At 68.3% G+C, this 16,466-nt stretch carries 16 protein-coding genes; 14 read left to right on the forward strand and 2 right to left on the reverse strand.

Annotation, left to right across the window (positions count from 1 at the left end; genetic code table 11):
* Positions 1–42: 42 nt before the first annotated feature.
* The 10 genes from ACU4E7_RS17950 to lexA all read left to right on the forward strand — a co-directional run bounded on the left by ACU4E7_RS17950 (position 43) and on the right by lexA (position 9,686).
* A complete protein-coding gene (locus ACU4E7_RS17950) occupies positions 43–1,935 on the forward strand; it encodes a SurA N-terminal domain-containing protein (RefSeq protein WP_447019689.1) in 1,893 nt (630 codons plus the stop codon).
* A gap of 12 nt (positions 1,936–1,947) precedes the next feature.
* Positions 1,948–3,459 (forward strand): anthranilate synthase component I, encoded by a 1,512-nt coding sequence (gene trpE / locus ACU4E7_RS17955; protein ID WP_238122628.1) that lies wholly within the window; start codon positions 1,948–1,950, stop codon positions 3,457–3,459.
* A 66-nt stretch (positions 3,460–3,525) separates the two neighbouring features.
* On the forward strand, positions 3,526–3,921 hold the full coding sequence (locus ACU4E7_RS17960) for a hypothetical protein (RefSeq protein ID WP_238122627.1): 396 nt from the start codon (positions 3,526–3,528) through the stop codon (positions 3,919–3,921).
* 111 nt (positions 3,922–4,032) lie between these two features.
* Complete coding sequence (locus ACU4E7_RS17965) at positions 4,033–4,635, forward strand: anthranilate synthase component II (protein ID WP_238122626.1); 603 nt, start codon at positions 4,033–4,035, stop codon at positions 4,633–4,635.
* Positions 4,636–4,644: 9 nt separating this feature from the next.
* On the forward strand, positions 4,645–5,679 hold the full coding sequence (trpD, locus tag ACU4E7_RS17970) for an anthranilate phosphoribosyltransferase (protein WP_447019690.1): 1,035 nt from the start codon (positions 4,645–4,647) through the stop codon (positions 5,677–5,679).
* Positions 5,679–6,470 (forward strand): indole-3-glycerol phosphate synthase TrpC, encoded by a 792-nt coding sequence (gene trpC, locus ACU4E7_RS17975; RefSeq protein ID WP_447019691.1) that lies wholly within the window; start codon positions 5,679–5,681, stop codon positions 6,468–6,470. The genes trpD and trpC overlap by 1 nt, the downstream gene beginning before the upstream one ends.
* A 74-nt stretch (positions 6,471–6,544) precedes the next feature.
* Positions 6,545–6,967: a DUF2147 domain-containing protein gene (locus tag ACU4E7_RS17980; protein ID WP_447019692.1), complete on the forward strand. Its 423-nt coding sequence runs from the start codon at positions 6,545–6,547 to the stop codon at positions 6,965–6,967.
* A gap of 107 nt (positions 6,968–7,074) precedes the next feature.
* The gene (gene moaC / locus ACU4E7_RS17985) at positions 7,075–7,554 is read left to right on the forward strand and encodes a cyclic pyranopterin monophosphate synthase MoaC (RefSeq protein WP_447019693.1); all 480 of its coding nucleotides are present in this window, start codon (positions 7,075–7,077) and stop codon (positions 7,552–7,554) included.
* 34 nt (positions 7,555–7,588) lie between these two features.
* Positions 7,589–8,803, forward strand: coding sequence for a molybdopterin molybdotransferase MoeA (locus ACU4E7_RS17990; RefSeq protein ID WP_447019694.1), 1,215 nt, complete (start codon positions 7,589–7,591; stop codon positions 8,801–8,803).
* Between the two features lie 169 nt (positions 8,804–8,972).
* Complete coding sequence (gene lexA, locus ACU4E7_RS17995; RefSeq protein ID WP_238122620.1) at positions 8,973–9,686, forward strand: transcriptional repressor LexA; 714 nt, start codon at positions 8,973–8,975, stop codon at positions 9,684–9,686.
* Between the two features lie 3 nt (positions 9,687–9,689).
* On the opposite strand, the gene ACU4E7_RS18000 is transcribed toward lexA, so the two are convergent.
* Positions 9,690–11,933 (reverse strand): ComEC/Rec2 family competence protein, encoded by a 2,244-nt coding sequence (locus ACU4E7_RS18000; RefSeq protein ID WP_447019695.1) that lies wholly within the window; start codon positions 11,931–11,933, stop codon positions 9,690–9,692.
* A gap of 160 nt (positions 11,934–12,093) precedes the next feature.
* Between ACU4E7_RS18000 and gltX the strand changes: the two genes are divergently transcribed.
* From gltX to hspQ, 4 genes are all read left to right on the forward strand, one after another.
* Positions 12,094–13,509 (forward strand): glutamate--tRNA ligase, encoded by a 1,416-nt coding sequence (gltX, locus tag ACU4E7_RS18005; RefSeq protein WP_447019696.1) that lies wholly within the window; start codon positions 12,094–12,096, stop codon positions 13,507–13,509.
* Positions 13,506–13,769, forward strand: coding sequence for a sulfurtransferase TusA family protein (locus tag ACU4E7_RS18010; RefSeq protein WP_443266863.1), 264 nt, complete (start codon positions 13,506–13,508; stop codon positions 13,767–13,769). The genes gltX and ACU4E7_RS18010 overlap by 4 nt, the downstream gene beginning before the upstream one ends.
* 147 nt (positions 13,770–13,916) lie before the next feature.
* Entirely contained in the window at positions 13,917–14,957 is a 1,041-nt protein-coding gene (locus tag ACU4E7_RS18015) for an HpcH/HpaI aldolase/citrate lyase family protein (RefSeq protein WP_238122617.1), read from the forward strand.
* 92 nt (positions 14,958–15,049) lie between these two features.
* Complete coding sequence (hspQ, locus tag ACU4E7_RS18020) at positions 15,050–15,418, forward strand: heat shock protein HspQ (RefSeq protein ID WP_447019697.1); 369 nt, start codon at positions 15,050–15,052, stop codon at positions 15,416–15,418.
* 152 nt (positions 15,419–15,570) lie between these two features.
* On the opposite strand, the gene ACU4E7_RS18025 is transcribed toward hspQ, so the two are convergent.
* A complete protein-coding gene (locus ACU4E7_RS18025) occupies positions 15,571–16,293 on the reverse strand; it encodes an invasion associated locus B family protein (RefSeq protein WP_238122615.1) in 723 nt (240 codons plus the stop codon).
* Positions 16,294–16,466 lie beyond the last annotated feature (173 nt).

Genomic DNA, 16,466 nt, shown 5'->3' on the forward strand with positions numbered 1-16,466 from the left:
CCGCCTCTGCGCCGGCCCCGGCGCCTACTGAACGAATGGACGATGGTACTTCAGACTCTCCGCAAGGGTGCGTCCGGCTGGATCGCCAAGCTCTTCCTCATCGTGCTCACGCTCAGCTTCGTTGTCTGGGGTATTGCAGACGTCTTCCGCGGCTTCGGCGCCTCCACCATCGCGACGGTGGGCAAGACCGAGATTCCGGCTGCCGATTTTCGCAATCAGTATCTGGAGCAGATCCAGATGATCGGCCGGCGCACCGGTCGCGGCCTGACCCAGGAGCAGGCGCGCGCCTTCGGTCTCGATCGTCAGGTGCTCAACCAGATGCTGGCCGATGCCACCCTCGATGAGGAGGCGCACAGGCTCGGCCTCGCCATTGGTGATGCGCAAATGGCCCAGGCCATTGCCGACAATCCCAATTACCGCCGTCCCGGCGCCGACAGCTTCGATGCGGCCTATTTCGACCAGCTGCTGCGGGCCAATGGCCTGACCGAGCAGCGATTCGTGGCGGCGGAAAAGAAGCGGGCCCTGCGCGATCAGGTGCTGCAGTCGCTCGGCGCCGGCATCACGGCCCCCAAGGTGCTGCTGGATGCGCTGCACCGGTTCGACGGCGAGATGCGCAATGTGTCGTATGTGCTCGTCACCGCCGGCGTCGCCCGCGACCTCGCCGCGCCCACCGATGAACAGCTCAAGGCCTATTTCGAATCGCACAAGGTGTCGTTCCGTGCGCCGGAATATCGCAAGATCTCGGTGCTCGCGCTGACGCCCCAGACCCTGGCCGGGGGCATCACCATCACCAATGACGAGGCCAAGGCGGCCTATGAGCACGAGATCGCCCGCTTCGGCTCTCCCGAGCAGCGCGAGCTGCAGCAGATCGTGTTCGCCAAGCCCGATGAGGCGACCGCCGCGCTGGAGCGCATTAAGGCGGGCACGCCGTTCGTCGACATCGCCAAGGAACGCGGCCTGACCGCCGCCGATACGGACCTCGGACTGGTGGCCAAGGGCGCCATCATCGACCCCAAGATCGCCGATGCGGCATTCGCCCTTGACGACGGCGCCACCAGCGGCCCGGTGCAGGGACGGTTCGGCACCGTGCTGGTGCACGTGGCGCGCATCGTGCCCGGCACCACCCAGCCGTTCGAGGCGGTGAAGGGGGAGCTGATGCACGAGCTGGCGCTGGCCAAGGCCCGGCGCGAGCTGCTGGACAAGCACGACGCCATCGAGGATGAGCGCGCCTCCGGCGCCACCCTGGCGGAGGCGGCGCAGAAGCTGGGCCTCAAGCTCGACGTGATCGACGCGGTGGATCGCTCCGGCCACACCCCCGCCGGCACCGCCGTCGAGGTGCCCGGCGGCGCCGACGTCATCGCCGGTGCGTTCGCCGCGGCGCCGGGCGTGGAGACCGATACGGTCCAGCTGCCGCAGAACGGCGGCTTCGTGTGGTACGAAACCAATGCGGTCACCCCCTCGCGCGACCGCACCTTCGAGGAAGCCAAGGCGCTGGTGGTGACCCGCTGGCGGGATGCGGAAATCGCCAAGGCGGTGGAGGCCAAGGCCAAGGAGTTGCTGGCCAAGGCGGAAGCAGGCACGCCGCTCGCCGAGGTGGCCGGCGCCGCCGAGCTGCCGCTGCAGACCATGGACGGCCTGCGTCGGGGCCGGGCGGATGGCAATTTCTCCACCGAAAGCGTCCAGGCGGTGTTCCAGGCCAAGGATGGCGGATTCGGCATGACCGCGGCCGCCACCGCCCCCGGCCGCATCGTGTTCCAGGTCACCAAGGTGATCGAGCCGCCGCCGGGTTCGGATCCGCGGGTCGCCGCCGACCTGACCCAGCAGATGGAGAACGACCTGCTGCTGCAGTATCTCAATGCGCTGCAGAGCCAGATCGGCGTCCACGTCAACCAGCAGGTGTTCGCCCAGTCGGTGGGCGCTGACGCCGTCAACTGAGGCGTGGATCCGGTGAGCCCCTCTTCCGATTTCGAGGCCTTCGCCGCCCGCTACCGGGCCGGCGAGGCGCAGGTGGTGTCCACTACGCTGGTGGCCGATCTTGAAACCCCGGTCTCCGCCTTCCTCAAGCTGGCGGCGGACGAGCCCAACGCCTTTCTGCTCGAATCAGTTGAAGGCGGCCAGTCGCGCGGGCGCTATTCCATGATTGGGCTGAAGCCTGATCTCATCTTTCGCGCCAGCGGCGCCATCGCCGAGATCAACCGCGCGCCGGAGCAGGACAAGACGGCATTCGTCGCCTGCGCCGCGCCGCCGCTGCAGGCTCTGCGGGCGCTGCTGGCGGAATCCGCCATCGACCTGCCGGAAGGAGCCCCGCCCATGGCGGCGGGCGTGTTCGGCTATCTGGGCTATGACATGGTCCGGCAGATGGAGCGCCTGGGCCCGGCCAAGCCGGACCCGATCGGCGTGCCCGAGGCCCTGCTGATCCGCCCCACCCTGATGGTGGTGTTCGATGCGGTGAAGGACGAGCTGACGGCGGTCACGCCGGTCCGTCCCAAGGCGGGCGTGAGCGCCCAGGCGGCCTTCGAGGCCGCGCTAGAGCGGCTGGAAACCGTGGTGAGCAGCCTTGAGCGCGCCATCGCCCATCCGGCGCCCGAGCCGTTCCACGCGCCGGTGGAGGCGACCTCCAACACCACGCCCGACGCCTATTGCGCCATGGTGGAAAAGGCGAAGGGCTACATTCGCGCCGGCGACATCTTCCAGGTGGTGCTGTCGCAGCGGTTCGAGAGCCCGTTCAGCCTGCCGCCCTTCTCCCTCTACCGGGCGCTGCGGCGGATCAACCCGGCGCCATTCCTGGTCTATCTGAATTTCGACGGCTTCTCGGTGGTGTGCTCCAGTCCGGAGATTCTGGTGCGGCTGCGCGAGGGCAAGGTCACCATCCGCCCCATCGCCGGCACCCGCCGCCGCGGCGCCACCCTGGCCGAGGACGAGGCGCTCGCCACCGAGCTTCTGGCCGATCCCAAGGAGCGCTCCGAGCACCTGATGCTGCTCGATCTCGGCCGCAACGACGTCGGCCGGGTCTCCAAGATCGGCACCGTCTCGGTCACCGACAGCTTCTTCATCGAGCGCTACAGCCAGGTGATGCACATCGTCTCCAATGTGGAAGGCGAGCTGGATCCGAAGTGCGGCCCGCTGGAAGCGTTGGCGGCCGGCTTCCCGGCCGGCACGGTCTCGGGCGCGCCGAAGGTGCGGGCCATGGAGATCATCGACGAGCTGGAGCGCGACAAGCGCGGCATCTATGCCGGCGCCATCGGCTATTTCGGCGCCAATGGCGAGATGGACACCTGCATCGTGCTGCGCACGGCGGTGGTGAAGGATGGCCGCATGTATGTGCAGGCCGGAGCCGGCATCGTTTACGACTCGGTTCCCGAAAGCGAGAACCAGGAGTGCATCAACAAAGCGAAGGCGCTGTTCCGAGCCGGCGAGGAGGCGGTGCGCTTCGCCGCCAGCGCGCGCAAAGGGCAGTGATGGGGCGCTGACCAGGCCGTGATGGGGCCCCTGCCTGCCGACCCCACCCGTTGGGCACTCGCCCGCGTGCTCGCGCTGGTGATGGGCGTGCTCGGCGCCTTTTACGCGGGCTGGGTCGCCCTCGCCTTCACCCCGGGGGCGGAGTGGCGCGCGGCAGGATGTGGTTTTGCGGCGTTCGGCTCCTGCGCCGCGCTGTTCGCCGCGCTGCTGGCCGGGCCCGGGCGCTGGCGGACCCTTCGTGCTGTTGCGGCCGCAATGTTGAGCGTGCCTTGCGGCGCTTTCCTTGCGGCCATGCTTGTCCTAGGCTCCGGCCCTGACCCGTCCGCGTGGACCTTCCCGCGCGAAGGAGCGGAATTGTCCATGTTCGTGATGCGATTTTCGGTGGTGCATCTGGGCGTTGTGACCCTGCCTGTGGCAGCGGCGGCCGCCTGGCTCGGGTGTCGATGGTGTGGCGCGCGCTGACGATCCTTCGCCGCCTTTGCTTGACCCCACCCCGCGCGGCGCGCTTTAACGGCCGCACTTTTCCCAGGCCGTCGGGCCGGAAGTCGCCGGGGCTACTCCCAGGGAACCGCCATGACCACCGTCACGCTGATCGATAATTACGACAGCTTCACCTACAACCTCGTCCATTATCTGGGCGAGCTCGGCGCCACCGTCACCGTTCATCGCAACGATGCGCTGACCATCCCTGAGATCCTGGCCGAAAAGCCGGAAGCCATCGTGCTCTCCCCCGGCCCCTGCACGCCCACCGAGGCCGGCATCTGCCTGGACCTCATCCAGGCGGCCGGCGCCAGCGTGCCCATGTTCGGCGTGTGCCTCGGGCACCAGGCCATCGGCCAGGCGTTCGGCGGCGAGGTGGTGCGCGCGCCGCAGCCGCTCCATGGCAAGCTGTCGCAGATCGAGCATACGGGCAAAAGCGTCTTCCGGGGTCTCAACCACCCGTTCCAGGCCACCCGTTACCATTCGCTGATCGTGAAGCGGGACACCCTGCCCGCCTGCCTCGAGGTGACCGCCGAGACCGCCGACGGCCTCATCATGGGGCTCGCCCACAAGACCTTGCCCATCCACGGCGTGCAGTTCCACCCCGAGAGCATCGCCTCGGAGAACGGCCACGCTTTGCTGCGCAATTTCCTGGAGCTGGCGGACGCCTTCAATGCGCGCAAGGCCCAGAGCTGAGGACGACAGATGACTGACGAGTTCAAGCCCCTGCTGGGCAAGGTGGCCACCGGCGCGACCCTCAGCCGGGATGAATCCGCGCTCGTGTTCAACAAGATGATGTCGGGCGAGGCCAGCCCCTCGCAGATGGGCGCTCTGCTGATGGGACTGCGGGTGCGCGGCGAGACGGTGGACGAGATCGCCGGCGCGGTCTCCGTCATGCGCGCCAAGATGCTGCCCGTCACCGCCCCGGCGGGCGCGGTGGACATCGTCGGCACCGGTGGCGATGCGTCCGGCTCCTACAATATCTCCACCTGCGCCTCCTTCATCACCGCCGGCGCCGGCGTGCCGGTGGCCAAGCACGGCAACCGGGCCCTGTCCTCGAAGTCCGGCGCTGCCGATGTGCTGGCCGCCCTGGGCGTGCGGCTCGATCTGCCGCCGGCCGGCATCAGCCGCTGTATCGAGGAGGCGGGCATCGGCTTCATGTTCGCCCCGGCGCACCACCAGGCCATGAAGCATGTGGGCCCCACCCGCGTGGAGCTCGGCACCCGCACTATTTTCAACCTTTTGGGCCCACTGGCCAATCCCGCCGGCGTCAAGCTGCAGATGCTGGGCGTGTTCGCCAAGTCGTGGATCGTTCCGCTGGCGGAAGTGCTGAAGACCCTGGGGGCGGAACGCGCCTTCGTGGTGCACGGCGCCGATGGGCTCGATGAAATCTCCATTTCCGGCGCCACCGACATCGCCGTGCTGGAGGATGGCCACATCCGCACCTTCGAGGTGGTTCCGGAGGACGTGGGGCTGACCCGCGCACCGGCCGAGGCGGTGAAGGGGGGCGACGCCAAGGTCAATGCGGCGGCCCTGCGCGCCGTGCTCGACGGTGCCCGCAATGCCTATCGCGACGTCTCCGTCTTCAATGCCGCCGCCGCCCTGGTGGTGGCCGGCCGTGCGTCCGACCTGCGCCAGGGGGTGGAGATGGCCACGGCCGCCCTTGATTCGGGGGCGGCAAAAGCCAAGCTGGATGCGCTGGTGCGCGTCTCCGAGGCAGCCGCGGGGGAGGCGGCCTGATGAGCAACATCCTCACACGCATCGAAGCCTACAAGCGCGACGAGATCGCCGCCGCCAAGAGCGCCCATCCGCTCGCCGAGGTGGAGGCCGCGGCCAAGGCGGCGCCACGGGTGCGCCCGTTCGCCGAGGCGCTCACCCAGACCATCGCCGAGGGCCAGACGGCGCTCATCGCCGAAATCAAGAAGGCCAGCCCCTCCAAGGGCCTGATCCGCGCCGACTTCGATCCGCCGGCGCTGGCGCGGGCCTATGAGCGCGGCGGCGCCACCTGCCTTTCGGTGCTCACCGATGCCCCCTCGTTCCAGGGCGCGCCGGACTTCCTCAAGGCCGCCCGTGCGGCCGTGAAGCTGCCGGTGCTGCGCAAGGACTTCATGTACGACACCTATCAGGTGGCCGAGGCGCGGGCCTGGGGGGCCGACTGCATCCTCATCATCATGGCCGGGGTGGATGACGCCCTCGCCGCCGATCTCGCGGCGGCGGCGGCGGCATATGGCATGGATGCCATCGTGGAGGTGCACGACGATAGCGAGCTCGACCGCGCCCTCGCCCTGCCCTGCCGGCTGATCGGCATCAACAATCGCGATCTGCGCACCTTCGAGACCAGCCTTGCCACCTGCGAGCGCCTGGCGCCGCGGGTGCCGGACGACCGCATCATCATCGGCGAGAGCGGCATCTTCACCCCGGCGGACGTGGCCCGGCTGGCGGGCGTGGGCATTCACTCCATCCTGGTGGGCGAAAGCCTCATGCGCCAGGATGATGTCGCTTGCGCCACCTCACGGCTGCTTGCGTCCTAGGCTTGCCGTATACGTCAGTTTCCGCCTTAATGCCTGGACCGGCCCAGAAGAGGCCGGCCCACATTGGGAGGAAGATGATGCGCGTGCGTTCCCTTTCGTTCGCGGTGGTGCTCGGTCTCTTGAGCACGCCGGCGCTGGCGGCGGATCCGACCGGCCTGTGGCAGACGCCGACCCGCGGTGGACAGGTGGAAATCACCCATTGCGGTAACGCGTTGTGCGGGCGGCTGGTGTCGTCGGAGGGGTTGAAGGCCGATCCGGCGCTGAAGGATGTTCACAACCAGAATGCCGGGCTGCGCGGGCGGGCGCTGAAAGGCCTCACCATTCTCACCGGCTTCACCGGCGGGCCATCGGAGTGGACCGGCGGGTCCATCTATAATGCGGATGACGGCAAGACCTATTCGGGCAGCATCGTGCTCGATGGCGACAACCGCTTGAAACTGCGGGGCTGTGTGATCGCGCCCCTGTGCAAGACGCAGACCTGGACGCGGCTGCGCTGAGGCTGATGGGCGCGGTTCGGCCGCGCACGGGGCGGTGGACAGGATGCGCCGGGGGGGCCATCTTCCCGGCTGCATATAACGATTCCCTCCCGCGAGCCCTCACTCCCATGGCGAGCCTCACCCATCTCGACGAGCACGGCGCCGCGCGCATGGTGGATGTGTCGGAGAAATCCATCACCTCCCGCGAGGCGGTGGCAGAAGGCCACGTGGTGATGGCGGCGGCGACCCTCGAGCTCATCTTGTCCGGCAATGCCAAGAAGGGCGATGTCCTCGGCGTCTCGCGCATCGCCGGCATCATGGCGGCCAAGCGCACGTCCGATCTCATTCCCCTGTGCCATCCGCTGATGCTCTCCAAGGTGGAGGTGGCGCTGGAGGCGGATGCCGCGTTGCCCGGCCTGAGGGTGACCGCGCGGGTCAAGACCGCAGGCCAGACCGGGGTGGAGATGGAGGCGCTCACCGCCGTGTCGGTGGCCTGCCTCACCGTTTACGACATGGCCAAGGCGGTGGATCGCGGCATGCGCATCGACGGCATCCGCCTGCTGGAGAAGTCCGGCGGCCGCAGCGGCCTGTGGCAGGCCGGCGCCTGAACGCGCATGGGCGGCAAAAGAAGGATTGAAAATCATGGCCCTGATGAGCGTTGAAGAGGCGTTGAGCCGCGTCACCGCATCAGCGGCGCTGCTGGGAATAGAAAATGTGCCCGTGGGCCAGGCGGTGGGCCGTGTGCTCGCCGACGACCTTGTGGCGCGCCGGTCCCAGCCGCCGGCGGACATGTCGGCCATGGATGGCTATGCCGTACGGGGCACCGACATCGCCGAGACCCCCGCCCGCCTCACCGTCATCGGCGAATCGGCCGCCGGCCGGCCCTTCGCGGGCACGGTGGGACCGGGCCAGGCGGTGCGCATCTTCACCGGCGCGGTGGTGCCCGAGGGTGCCGATACGGTGGTGATTCAGGAGAATACGGCGCGTGATGGCGATGCGGTGACCACCACGGCACCGACAGCGGCGCTGCGCAACGTGCGCAAGCGCGGCTGCGATTTTACCGAAGGGCGGGCGGGCCTCAGCGCCGGCCGGCGCCTCACCGGGCGTGACGTGATGCTGGCAGCAGCCATGAACCACGCCACCGTGCCGGTGGCGCGGCGTCCGCGTGTGGCGCTGATTCAGACCGGCGATGAGCTGGTGCTGCCCGGCCATGCTACCGGTGCGCTCAGCGAGGTGGTGGTGTCGAACGCATTCGGCCTCGCGGCCCTGGCCCGGCGCGCTGGCGCGGAGGTGACCGACCTTGGGCTGGTGGGCGACGACCTGGAGGCCATCCGCGCGGTGGTGGCCGGCGCCCTGGGCGGCGCCTTTGATCTTCTGGTGTCGTCCGGCGGTGCTTCGGTGGGAGATCACGATCTGATGGCGCCGGCGCTGCGTGCGGAAGGGGTGGAACTCTTCGTGCACAAGATCGCCCTGCGCCCGGGCAAGCCACTCATGTTCGGCAGCCGCGAGGGCGTGCGGTGCCTGGGCCTGCCGGGCAACCCGGTTTCCTCCCACGTCTGCGCGTTGCTGTTCCTGGAACCCCTGGTGCGGGCCATGCAGGGTGACAGCGCGGCCGCTGCCGCAACCGCTCCTGCCCGGCTGGCGGTGGCGGTGCCGGCCAACGACATGCGCCGCGACTTCATGCGCGCGCGGATGGCGCACGATCCGGATGGCTCGGTGCGGGTGACGCCCTTCGCCTCGCAGGACAGCGCCATGCTCAGCGTTCTCTCGGCGGCGGATTGCCTCCTGGTGCGCCCCCCTTTCGCCCCCGCCGGGCAGGCGGGCGACCCCTGTGAGATCATTCCTTTCGAGGATTAGGCCGCTTTAATCGGATCTTCACCCTTGCGGAACACAAAAGGAACAGATAGAAAACTGTTCATGATTTGTTTCGCGGGTTGCGGCTCGGCTGCAGAACATGGCGTGCCCCGTCCGGGCTGGAACGGGTGCGCGCTCCTGCAGCAGACCGCACCGTAATTGGGGGCGCGAGATGCTGACGCGGAAGCAATATGACCTGCTTCGCTTCATTCATGAACGATTGAAGGAAACTGGCGTTCCGCCCTCCTTCGACGAGATGAAGGATGCGCTCGACCTGCGGTCGAAGTCTGGCATCCATCGGCTCATCACCGCCCTTGAGGAGCGGGGCTTCATCCGTCGCCTGCCCAATCGCGCGCGGGCGCTGGAGGTGGTGCGGTTGCCGGACAGTGTCGCCCCAGGCCTCACCGTGCCCCGTGGCGCCAATCGCGGCTTCTCCCCTGCGGTGATCGAAGGCAGCCTGGGCAAGGTGCGCCCGACGGTGGAAGACGAGGAGGAGGCGGGGCAGACCGTCGCCGTCCCCGTCATGGGCCGGATCGCGGCCGGCACGCCCATTTCCGCCATCCAGAGCCGCAACGCCACTTTGAACGTGCCACCGGAGATGCTGGGCACCGGCGAGCATTTCGCTTTGGAGGTGCGCGGCGACAGCATGATCGAAGCCGGCATCCTGGATGGCGACACGGTGCTGATCCGCAAGTGCGACACCGCCGACACCGGCGACATCGTGGTGGCGCTGGTGGACGACGAGGAAGCAACCCTGAAGCGGCTGCGAAAAAAGGGCGCCTCCATTGCCCTGGAGGCCGCCAACCCGGCCTATGAGACACGCATCTTCGGTCCGGATCGGGTGCGGATCCAGGGGCGGCTCATCGGTTTGATGCGGCGTTACTGACGTTCATTCTTCTGCTGCGTCGTCGGCGCTGCGATCGGCGGGCGCAGGCGTTTGTGGCGCGCGGGAGGGATCTGGAAAGGGCACCGCCGTGCGCGTCCACGGCCGGTCGTACTGCGGGGAGCGGGTCGGCACCTCGCGCAGTTGCCCGTCTTCCACATGAAAGGTCAGCGTGCCGGTGGCCGCGAGGCTCTCCGGCGTCAGCACGCGGGCCGGGCATCCGGCCGGCGGCGTGTCCCGGGTGACGACGATGCGGGCGTTCATGCAATCGGCTGCGAGGCTCTGCGGCGTTGTGGAAACGGCGATTGTGCCGCCCTGTGGCAGCGGCGCGGTGCAACCCAGACCATCACAGCGGTAGAAGCGGGCGAGGTCGCGGTCGCGGGCTGTGCGCGGATCCCCTTCCCGCTCGAGCCATTGCTCCGCCACCAGCCGGGCGCGGCTGGCGCCGAGGATGGCGAGGCGGCCGTCCGGTCCCCGCACGGCGACGGTGGCGGCATTGGTGGCGATCAGGACATCCGGTCGCGGTGGCGGGCCGCTGGAGGCCACCGCAAGCGCCAGCAGCGGCGCGGCGATGAGGCTCAAGACGCCGCGGAGCAGGCAGAGCGTGAGGAGCGCCAGGGTGAACCAGACGACCGTAGCGGTGCGGACACCATCGAAGCGGGCGTCGGCGCCGGGCAGGCTGGCAATCCAGTCGGACACCCCGACCATGATCTCGATACCCTTGCCCATCACCGGCCAGGCCAGTTGATCCCAGCCAAACGGCATCAGCAGCACGCCGACGAGACCGAAGGGCATGACCAGGAGCGAAACCGCGGGCATGGCCAGCAGGTTGGCGAGCAGGCCATAGGGCGCCACCCGCTGGAAGTGGTAGGCGCCATAGGGACCGCTGGCGAGCCCGGCCACCAGGGAGGTGACGGCGATGCCGGCGAGGAACACCAGCGGGGCCATGGCCAGGCGCCCGGTCCGGCTTTCGGGCTGGGGCATGGCGCGCAGAGGCTGGAACCGCTCATAGGCGGCAACCAGCGCCAGAGTGGCGGCGAAAGACATCTGGGTGCCCGGTTCCAGCACCGCTTCCGGTGTCAGCCCGAGCACCAGCAGGGCGGCCACCGCCACGGTGCGCAGGGTGAGGGCGCGGCGCCCCACCAGCACGCCGCCGAGCACCAGCGCCGTCATCACGAACGAGCGCTGGGCCGGCACCTCGTTGCCGGACAGGATGAGATAGCCGGCGCTGCCCACCAGCGCCATCAGCGCGGCAGTGCCCTTGATAGGCCAGCGCAGCGCCAGGCCGGGCACCAGGGCGAGGGCACCACGCGCCAGCGCGAACAGGGTCCCCGCCACCAGCGCCATGTGGAGGCCGGAGATGGAGAGAATGTGGGTGAGGCCCGACACCCTCATGCTCTCTTCCACCTGGGGCGCGATGGCGGTGCGGTCTCCGGCCACCAGGGCGACGGCGATGGCCGCCGGCGTACCCTGCAGGCTGGCGTCGATGCGTCGGGCGAAGGCCGCACGGACGTCGGAAACGATCATGGCGAGCCGCACGTTGAGGGGCGGGTCGGCTCCGGGCAGCAGCTGGGGCCGCCCCAGGCCGAATCCGATAGCGCCGATGCCGCGAAACCAGGGTGCCCGTCCGAAATCGTGAGCGCCGGGCTGGGCCGCCTCCAGCGGGGGCAACAGCCGCGCCAGCTGGGACACATGGTCGCCCACCTTCGGCGCCGTGCCCTTGCGCAGCGACAGGCGCACCAGCTCCGGCGGCGTCGCCAGGCCCTTCACCGGGCCGGGATCGAGTCGCAGCAGGATGCGGTCGCTTTTCGGGCGCCGCTCCACCTGTTCCACATAGCCGGTGAGGCGCACCGCGTGGCTGGGAGGCGCCACCGGCACGTGCAGGATCGCCGCAGTGCGCACGACGCCGGCGAGAAAGCCGAGGGAAACAGCCAGGGCCGCCGTCGCCAGCGCAAAGGCGAGCGGGTGGCGGCGTGCCGCCACCGCAGCTGCGGCCAGCAGCGAGGGCTCATGGGATGCGCCGAAATAGAGCAGCACCCCCACGGTGAAGGCGACGGGGAGCCAGAGCACCAGCCGGCCGGAGCCCGCTTCGCGGACAAGCGCGGCAAAGAGGCTGTGGGCGAGGCGCGCCGGCAGCTCCCCTGCCCGCCCCGACGTCCACAGGCGGCCGGCGGTGGGCGCAAGCGTGCCCACCGCGGCGCGGCTGCTGGCCGGCCGTGTGCGCGTGCTGTGGTCTGGTCCGGCCCCCATGCCCTCCGGCCCGTGGTTTGCGCGCAGGTTTCTTGTCTGCTGCGCCTATGCTACACGGGCGCCTCGCGTCCGCCATGGCTGTGTGTCTCACAGACCCCGGCCGGCCTTTGCTCGTTGGCGCCGCGTCCGCCCGGATGCGCGCCCGCTTTTCGAGTGCTCCATGTCCGAGATCGTCACCCGCTTCGCCCCATCTCCCACCGGTTTCCTGCACATCGGCGGCGCCCGCACGGCCCTGTTCAATTGGCTCTATGCCAAGGCCAAGGGCGGCAAGATGTTGCTGCGCATCGAGGATACGGACCGCCAGCGGTCCACCAAGGAGGCCATCGACGCCATCCTGGAAGGGCTGGCCTGGATCGGCATCACCTGGGATGGCGATCCCATCTATCAGTTCGCCCGCGCCGAGCGGCATCGCGAGGCGGTGGAGCAGATGCTCGCTGCCGGCAATGCCTATCGCTGCTATGCCTCCGCCGAGGAATTGGAGGAGATGCGCGAGCTCGCCCGCAAGGAAGGCCGCCCGCCGCGCTATGACGGCCGCTGGCGGGATCGTGATCCCTCGGAGGCGCCTAAGGATCGCGCGCCAGTGATCCGTCTCAAGGCCCCGCGCGAGGGCGAGACGGTGATCGAGGATATGGTGCAGGGCACGGTCACCTTCCCCAACAAGGACCTGGACGATCTGGTCCTGCTGCGCTCGGATGGCACGCCGACCTACATGCTGGCGGTGGTGGTGGACGACCACGACATGGGCGTCACCCACATCATTCGCGGCGATGACCACCTCACCAATGCCGCCCGCCAGACGCAGATCTATCGGGCGCTGGGCTGGGAGGTGCCGCGCATGGCGCACATTCCGCTGATCCACGGGCCCGACGGTGCCAAGCTCTCCAAGCGCCATGGCGCACTCGGCGTCGATGCCTATCGCGACATGGGCTATCTGCCGGCGGCGCTGCGCAACTATCTGGTGCGTCTGGGCTGGAGCCACGGCGACCAGGAAGTGTTCTCCACCGAGGAGATGGTCCGGTATTTCGATCTCGACAAGGTCGGCCGCTCAGCCGCCCGGTTCGATTTCCAGAAGCTGGAGAATCTCAACGGCCAGTATATGCGCGCGGCGTCGGATGCCGAGCTGCTGGCGGCCATCGATGCCCTGGTGCCGCATCTGCCCGACGCCGCCCACCGGCTCGCCCGCATGACGCCCGAACGGCGCGCCCAGCTCGCCGCCGCCATGCCCAGCCTGAAGGAGCGGGCGAAAACGGTGGTGGAGCTGCTGGACAACGCTGAGTTCATTTTCGAAACTCGTCCGCTGCCGGTGGACGACAAGGCTCAGGCGCTGCTCACCGACGCCGCCCGTGGACATCTGGCCCAGCTGGTGCCGCTGCTGGAAGCCGCCGAATGGACTGCCGCCGCGACCGAGGCCGCGGTGCGCGCCTATGCGGAGCAGGCCGGCGTCAAGCTCGGCGCGGTGGCGCAACCGCTGCGGGCCGCGCTCACCGGCAGGACCACGTCACCGCCCATTTTCGATGTGCTGACGGTGCTGGGCCGGGCCGAGAGCCTTGCCCGCCTCAAGGATCAACTGCCGTGATCGGCGCGCGGCGACGCGAAGGCGAGGAGCCCGCCAAGCGCGTGGAGCTGGACCTGGCCGGCCTCAAATGCCCGTTGCCCGCCCTGCGCACCCGCAAGGCGCTGGAACAGTTGCCGTCGGGTGTCCGCCTGGTGGTGATCTGCACCGACCCCATGGCGGTGATCGACATTCCTCATGTGGCCCAGGAGAGCGGGGCGGTTCTGGAGGAGCGGGTTGTGGATGAAGGACGCCTGACCTTCACCCTGCGCAAGCGCGACTGAGGCGCGGCGCCAGTATTGGCGCCGCAATGGCTCGCCAATGGGCCGAACAGTGCCGTTGCACGTCGACGCGAGCTATGGTGCACTGCAACTCAATAGGGGCCCGGTCAACGGGAAGGCGGCCTTTCCGTCCGGCGCCAGGGGGGATCGATGAAGCTTCCGCGTCAGTTTTTCAAGCCGCTCGCCATTGGCGCGCCTGCGCCCTACCGCGACCTGCCCGTGCGGCTCGAACGGATGATTCACTTCGTGCCGCCGCATCTGGAGAAGATGCGCGCCAAGGTGCCAGACATCGCCAAGCAGGTGGATGTCGTGCTCGGCAATCTGGAAGACGCCATTCCCAGCGACGCGAAGGAAGCCGCCCGCAAGGGCTTCATCGAGATGGCGCAGGCCACCGATTTCGGCTCCACCGGCCTGTGGACCCGCATCAACTGCCTGAACAGCCCCTGGGTGCTCGACGACATTGTCGAGATCGTCACCGCCATCGGCAATAAGCTCGACGTGATCATGCTGCCGAAGGTGGAAGGGGCGTGGGACATCCACTATCTCGACCAGCTCCTGGCCCAGCTTGAAGCCAAGAACGGGGTTCAGAAGCCCATTCTCATCCACGCCATCCTGGAGACGGCGGAGGGCGTGAAGAATGTGGAGGAGATCGCCGCGGCGTCCCCGCGCATGCATGGCATGAGCCTCGGCCCGGCAGATCTGGCCGCCTCGCGCGCCATGAAGACCACCCGCGTCGGCGGCGGCCATCCGGAATACAAGGTGCTGGCCGATCCGGACGGAGACAAGCCGCGCGTGGGCTATCAGCAGGACCTGTGGCACTACACCATCGCCAAGATGGTGGATGCCTGCGCGGCCAACGGCATCAAGCCGTTCTATGGTCCGTTCGGCGATTTCGCCGACCTCGCCGCCTGCGAGAGCCAGTTCCGCAACGCCTTCCTGCAGGGCTGCGTGGGGGCATGGTCCCTGCATCCCACCCAGATCGAGATCGCCAAGCGGGTATTCTCGCCCGATCCCGCCGAGGTCGCGTTCGCGCTCAAGATTGTCGAGGCCATGCCCGACGGCTCCGGCGCGGTGATGATCGACGGCAAGATGCAGGACGACGCCACCTGGAAGCAGGCCAAGGTCATCGTCGATCTGGCGAAGATCGTCGCGGCCAAAGACCCGGAAATGGGCAAAGTCTACGGCTTGTGAGACAATCGGTTCAGAAGAGGAGGCGGAACATGGGTACGCAGCATAAGGAAGCCGCCCGGTCCGCCGTTGGTTCTGTGGAGGTGAGAGGGGCCATGGCCCCTCCCCCGGAGCTTCCGGCGGAATTCGATGGGCCGCAGATGCGCACGGCGAAATTCCGCATCGGCGAGGTGGTGCGCCACAAGCACTTCCCGTTCCGAGGCGTGGTGTTCGATGTGGATCCCGTGTTCGACAACACCGAGGAATGGTGGCTGTCGATCCCGGAGGACATCCGGCCCGACAAGGACCAGCCCTTCTACCATCTGTTCGCCGAGAATGCGGAGAGCGAGTATGTGGCCTATGTCTCCGAGCAGAATCTCGAGCATGACGCCTCGGACGAGCCGTTGCGCCACCCCAGGGTCACCGAGGCGCTGTCGGAAGATGGCGCGGGCGGCTGGCGGGTGCCGACCAATCTGGTGAACTGAGGCGCACATCTGGCCGGACGATCGCCGCGTGTTCAAATGAAAACGGCACGTTCCTCAGGAACGTGCCGTTTTGCATTCAGCCGGCGGACGAACGGATCCGGCGGAGCAAGGGCCCGCGCTCCTGCTGGCGCGCGGGCCCGGCCGCTACGGCATCACTTGCCGGACTGGTTGGCCTTCTCGAGCTCCTGTCCCTTCTTGAGCAGGGCCGCCTTGTTCTGCTCCTCGAGGGCCTGCTGCTTGGCGCGGGCTTCCTCCAGGCGCTTCTTTTCCTCTTCCATGGCCACCTTGGCGTCGACGCCGGGGCCATCATAGGCCTTGCCGAAGTCGGCGTTGGAGATGGGCAGGGAGAGGGTGCGGCCAACGCCGTTCACCATCTGCAGATAGACCGCATTGGCCTTCTTCAGCTTGGCGATGAAGCCGGCATCCACTTCAACATCGCCGACACAGGTGGCGCCGCCGCCCTGGATGGGCTGGCAGATGATGAAGGGAATGGCGACTGGATCCTTGTCGAGGGTGATGCGCAGGCCGGGCTGCAGCCGCATGCCCAGCGGCACCGAGACGTTGAGCCGCTTCTTAGGCTCGTCCTTCATCTCGATGATGTCGACCTTAGCGATCGCCTGGCTCTCGACACCGAGAATCTGCGTGAGCACGCAGACCTGCTTCTTGTTCTGGGGATTCTCCTGGCAGATCTTGCGCCAGGGCGAGGCGGAGAACTTGACCTCAGGCTCGGCCGCCGCACCACCCTGCGCCGCGCCATTCTGAGCCGGCTTGCCGCCCGACTGGGCCTGGGAGAATGCCGGCCCGGCCAGCGCCACGCCGATCAGCGTCGCAGCGATGCCGGCGGTGAGCCGCGCAATGGAATGGGTCTTCGTCATTGTGGCCTTTCCTGTGGTGCCTGCCGGTCGTTCAGCACACGTGCACGGCTGCGGCCCCGCACCTCCGTCATGACCCCGGCTGTGTCCGAACCAAATGGGGCAAGATGGTGGCGGCGCGCGAACGGTGCCTGCTGGGCTCGACTTTGCGTGCTACCTTGCCGACGATTAAGGCC

It is taken from the genome of Xanthobacter sp. ZOL 2024 (assembly GCF_052932325.1).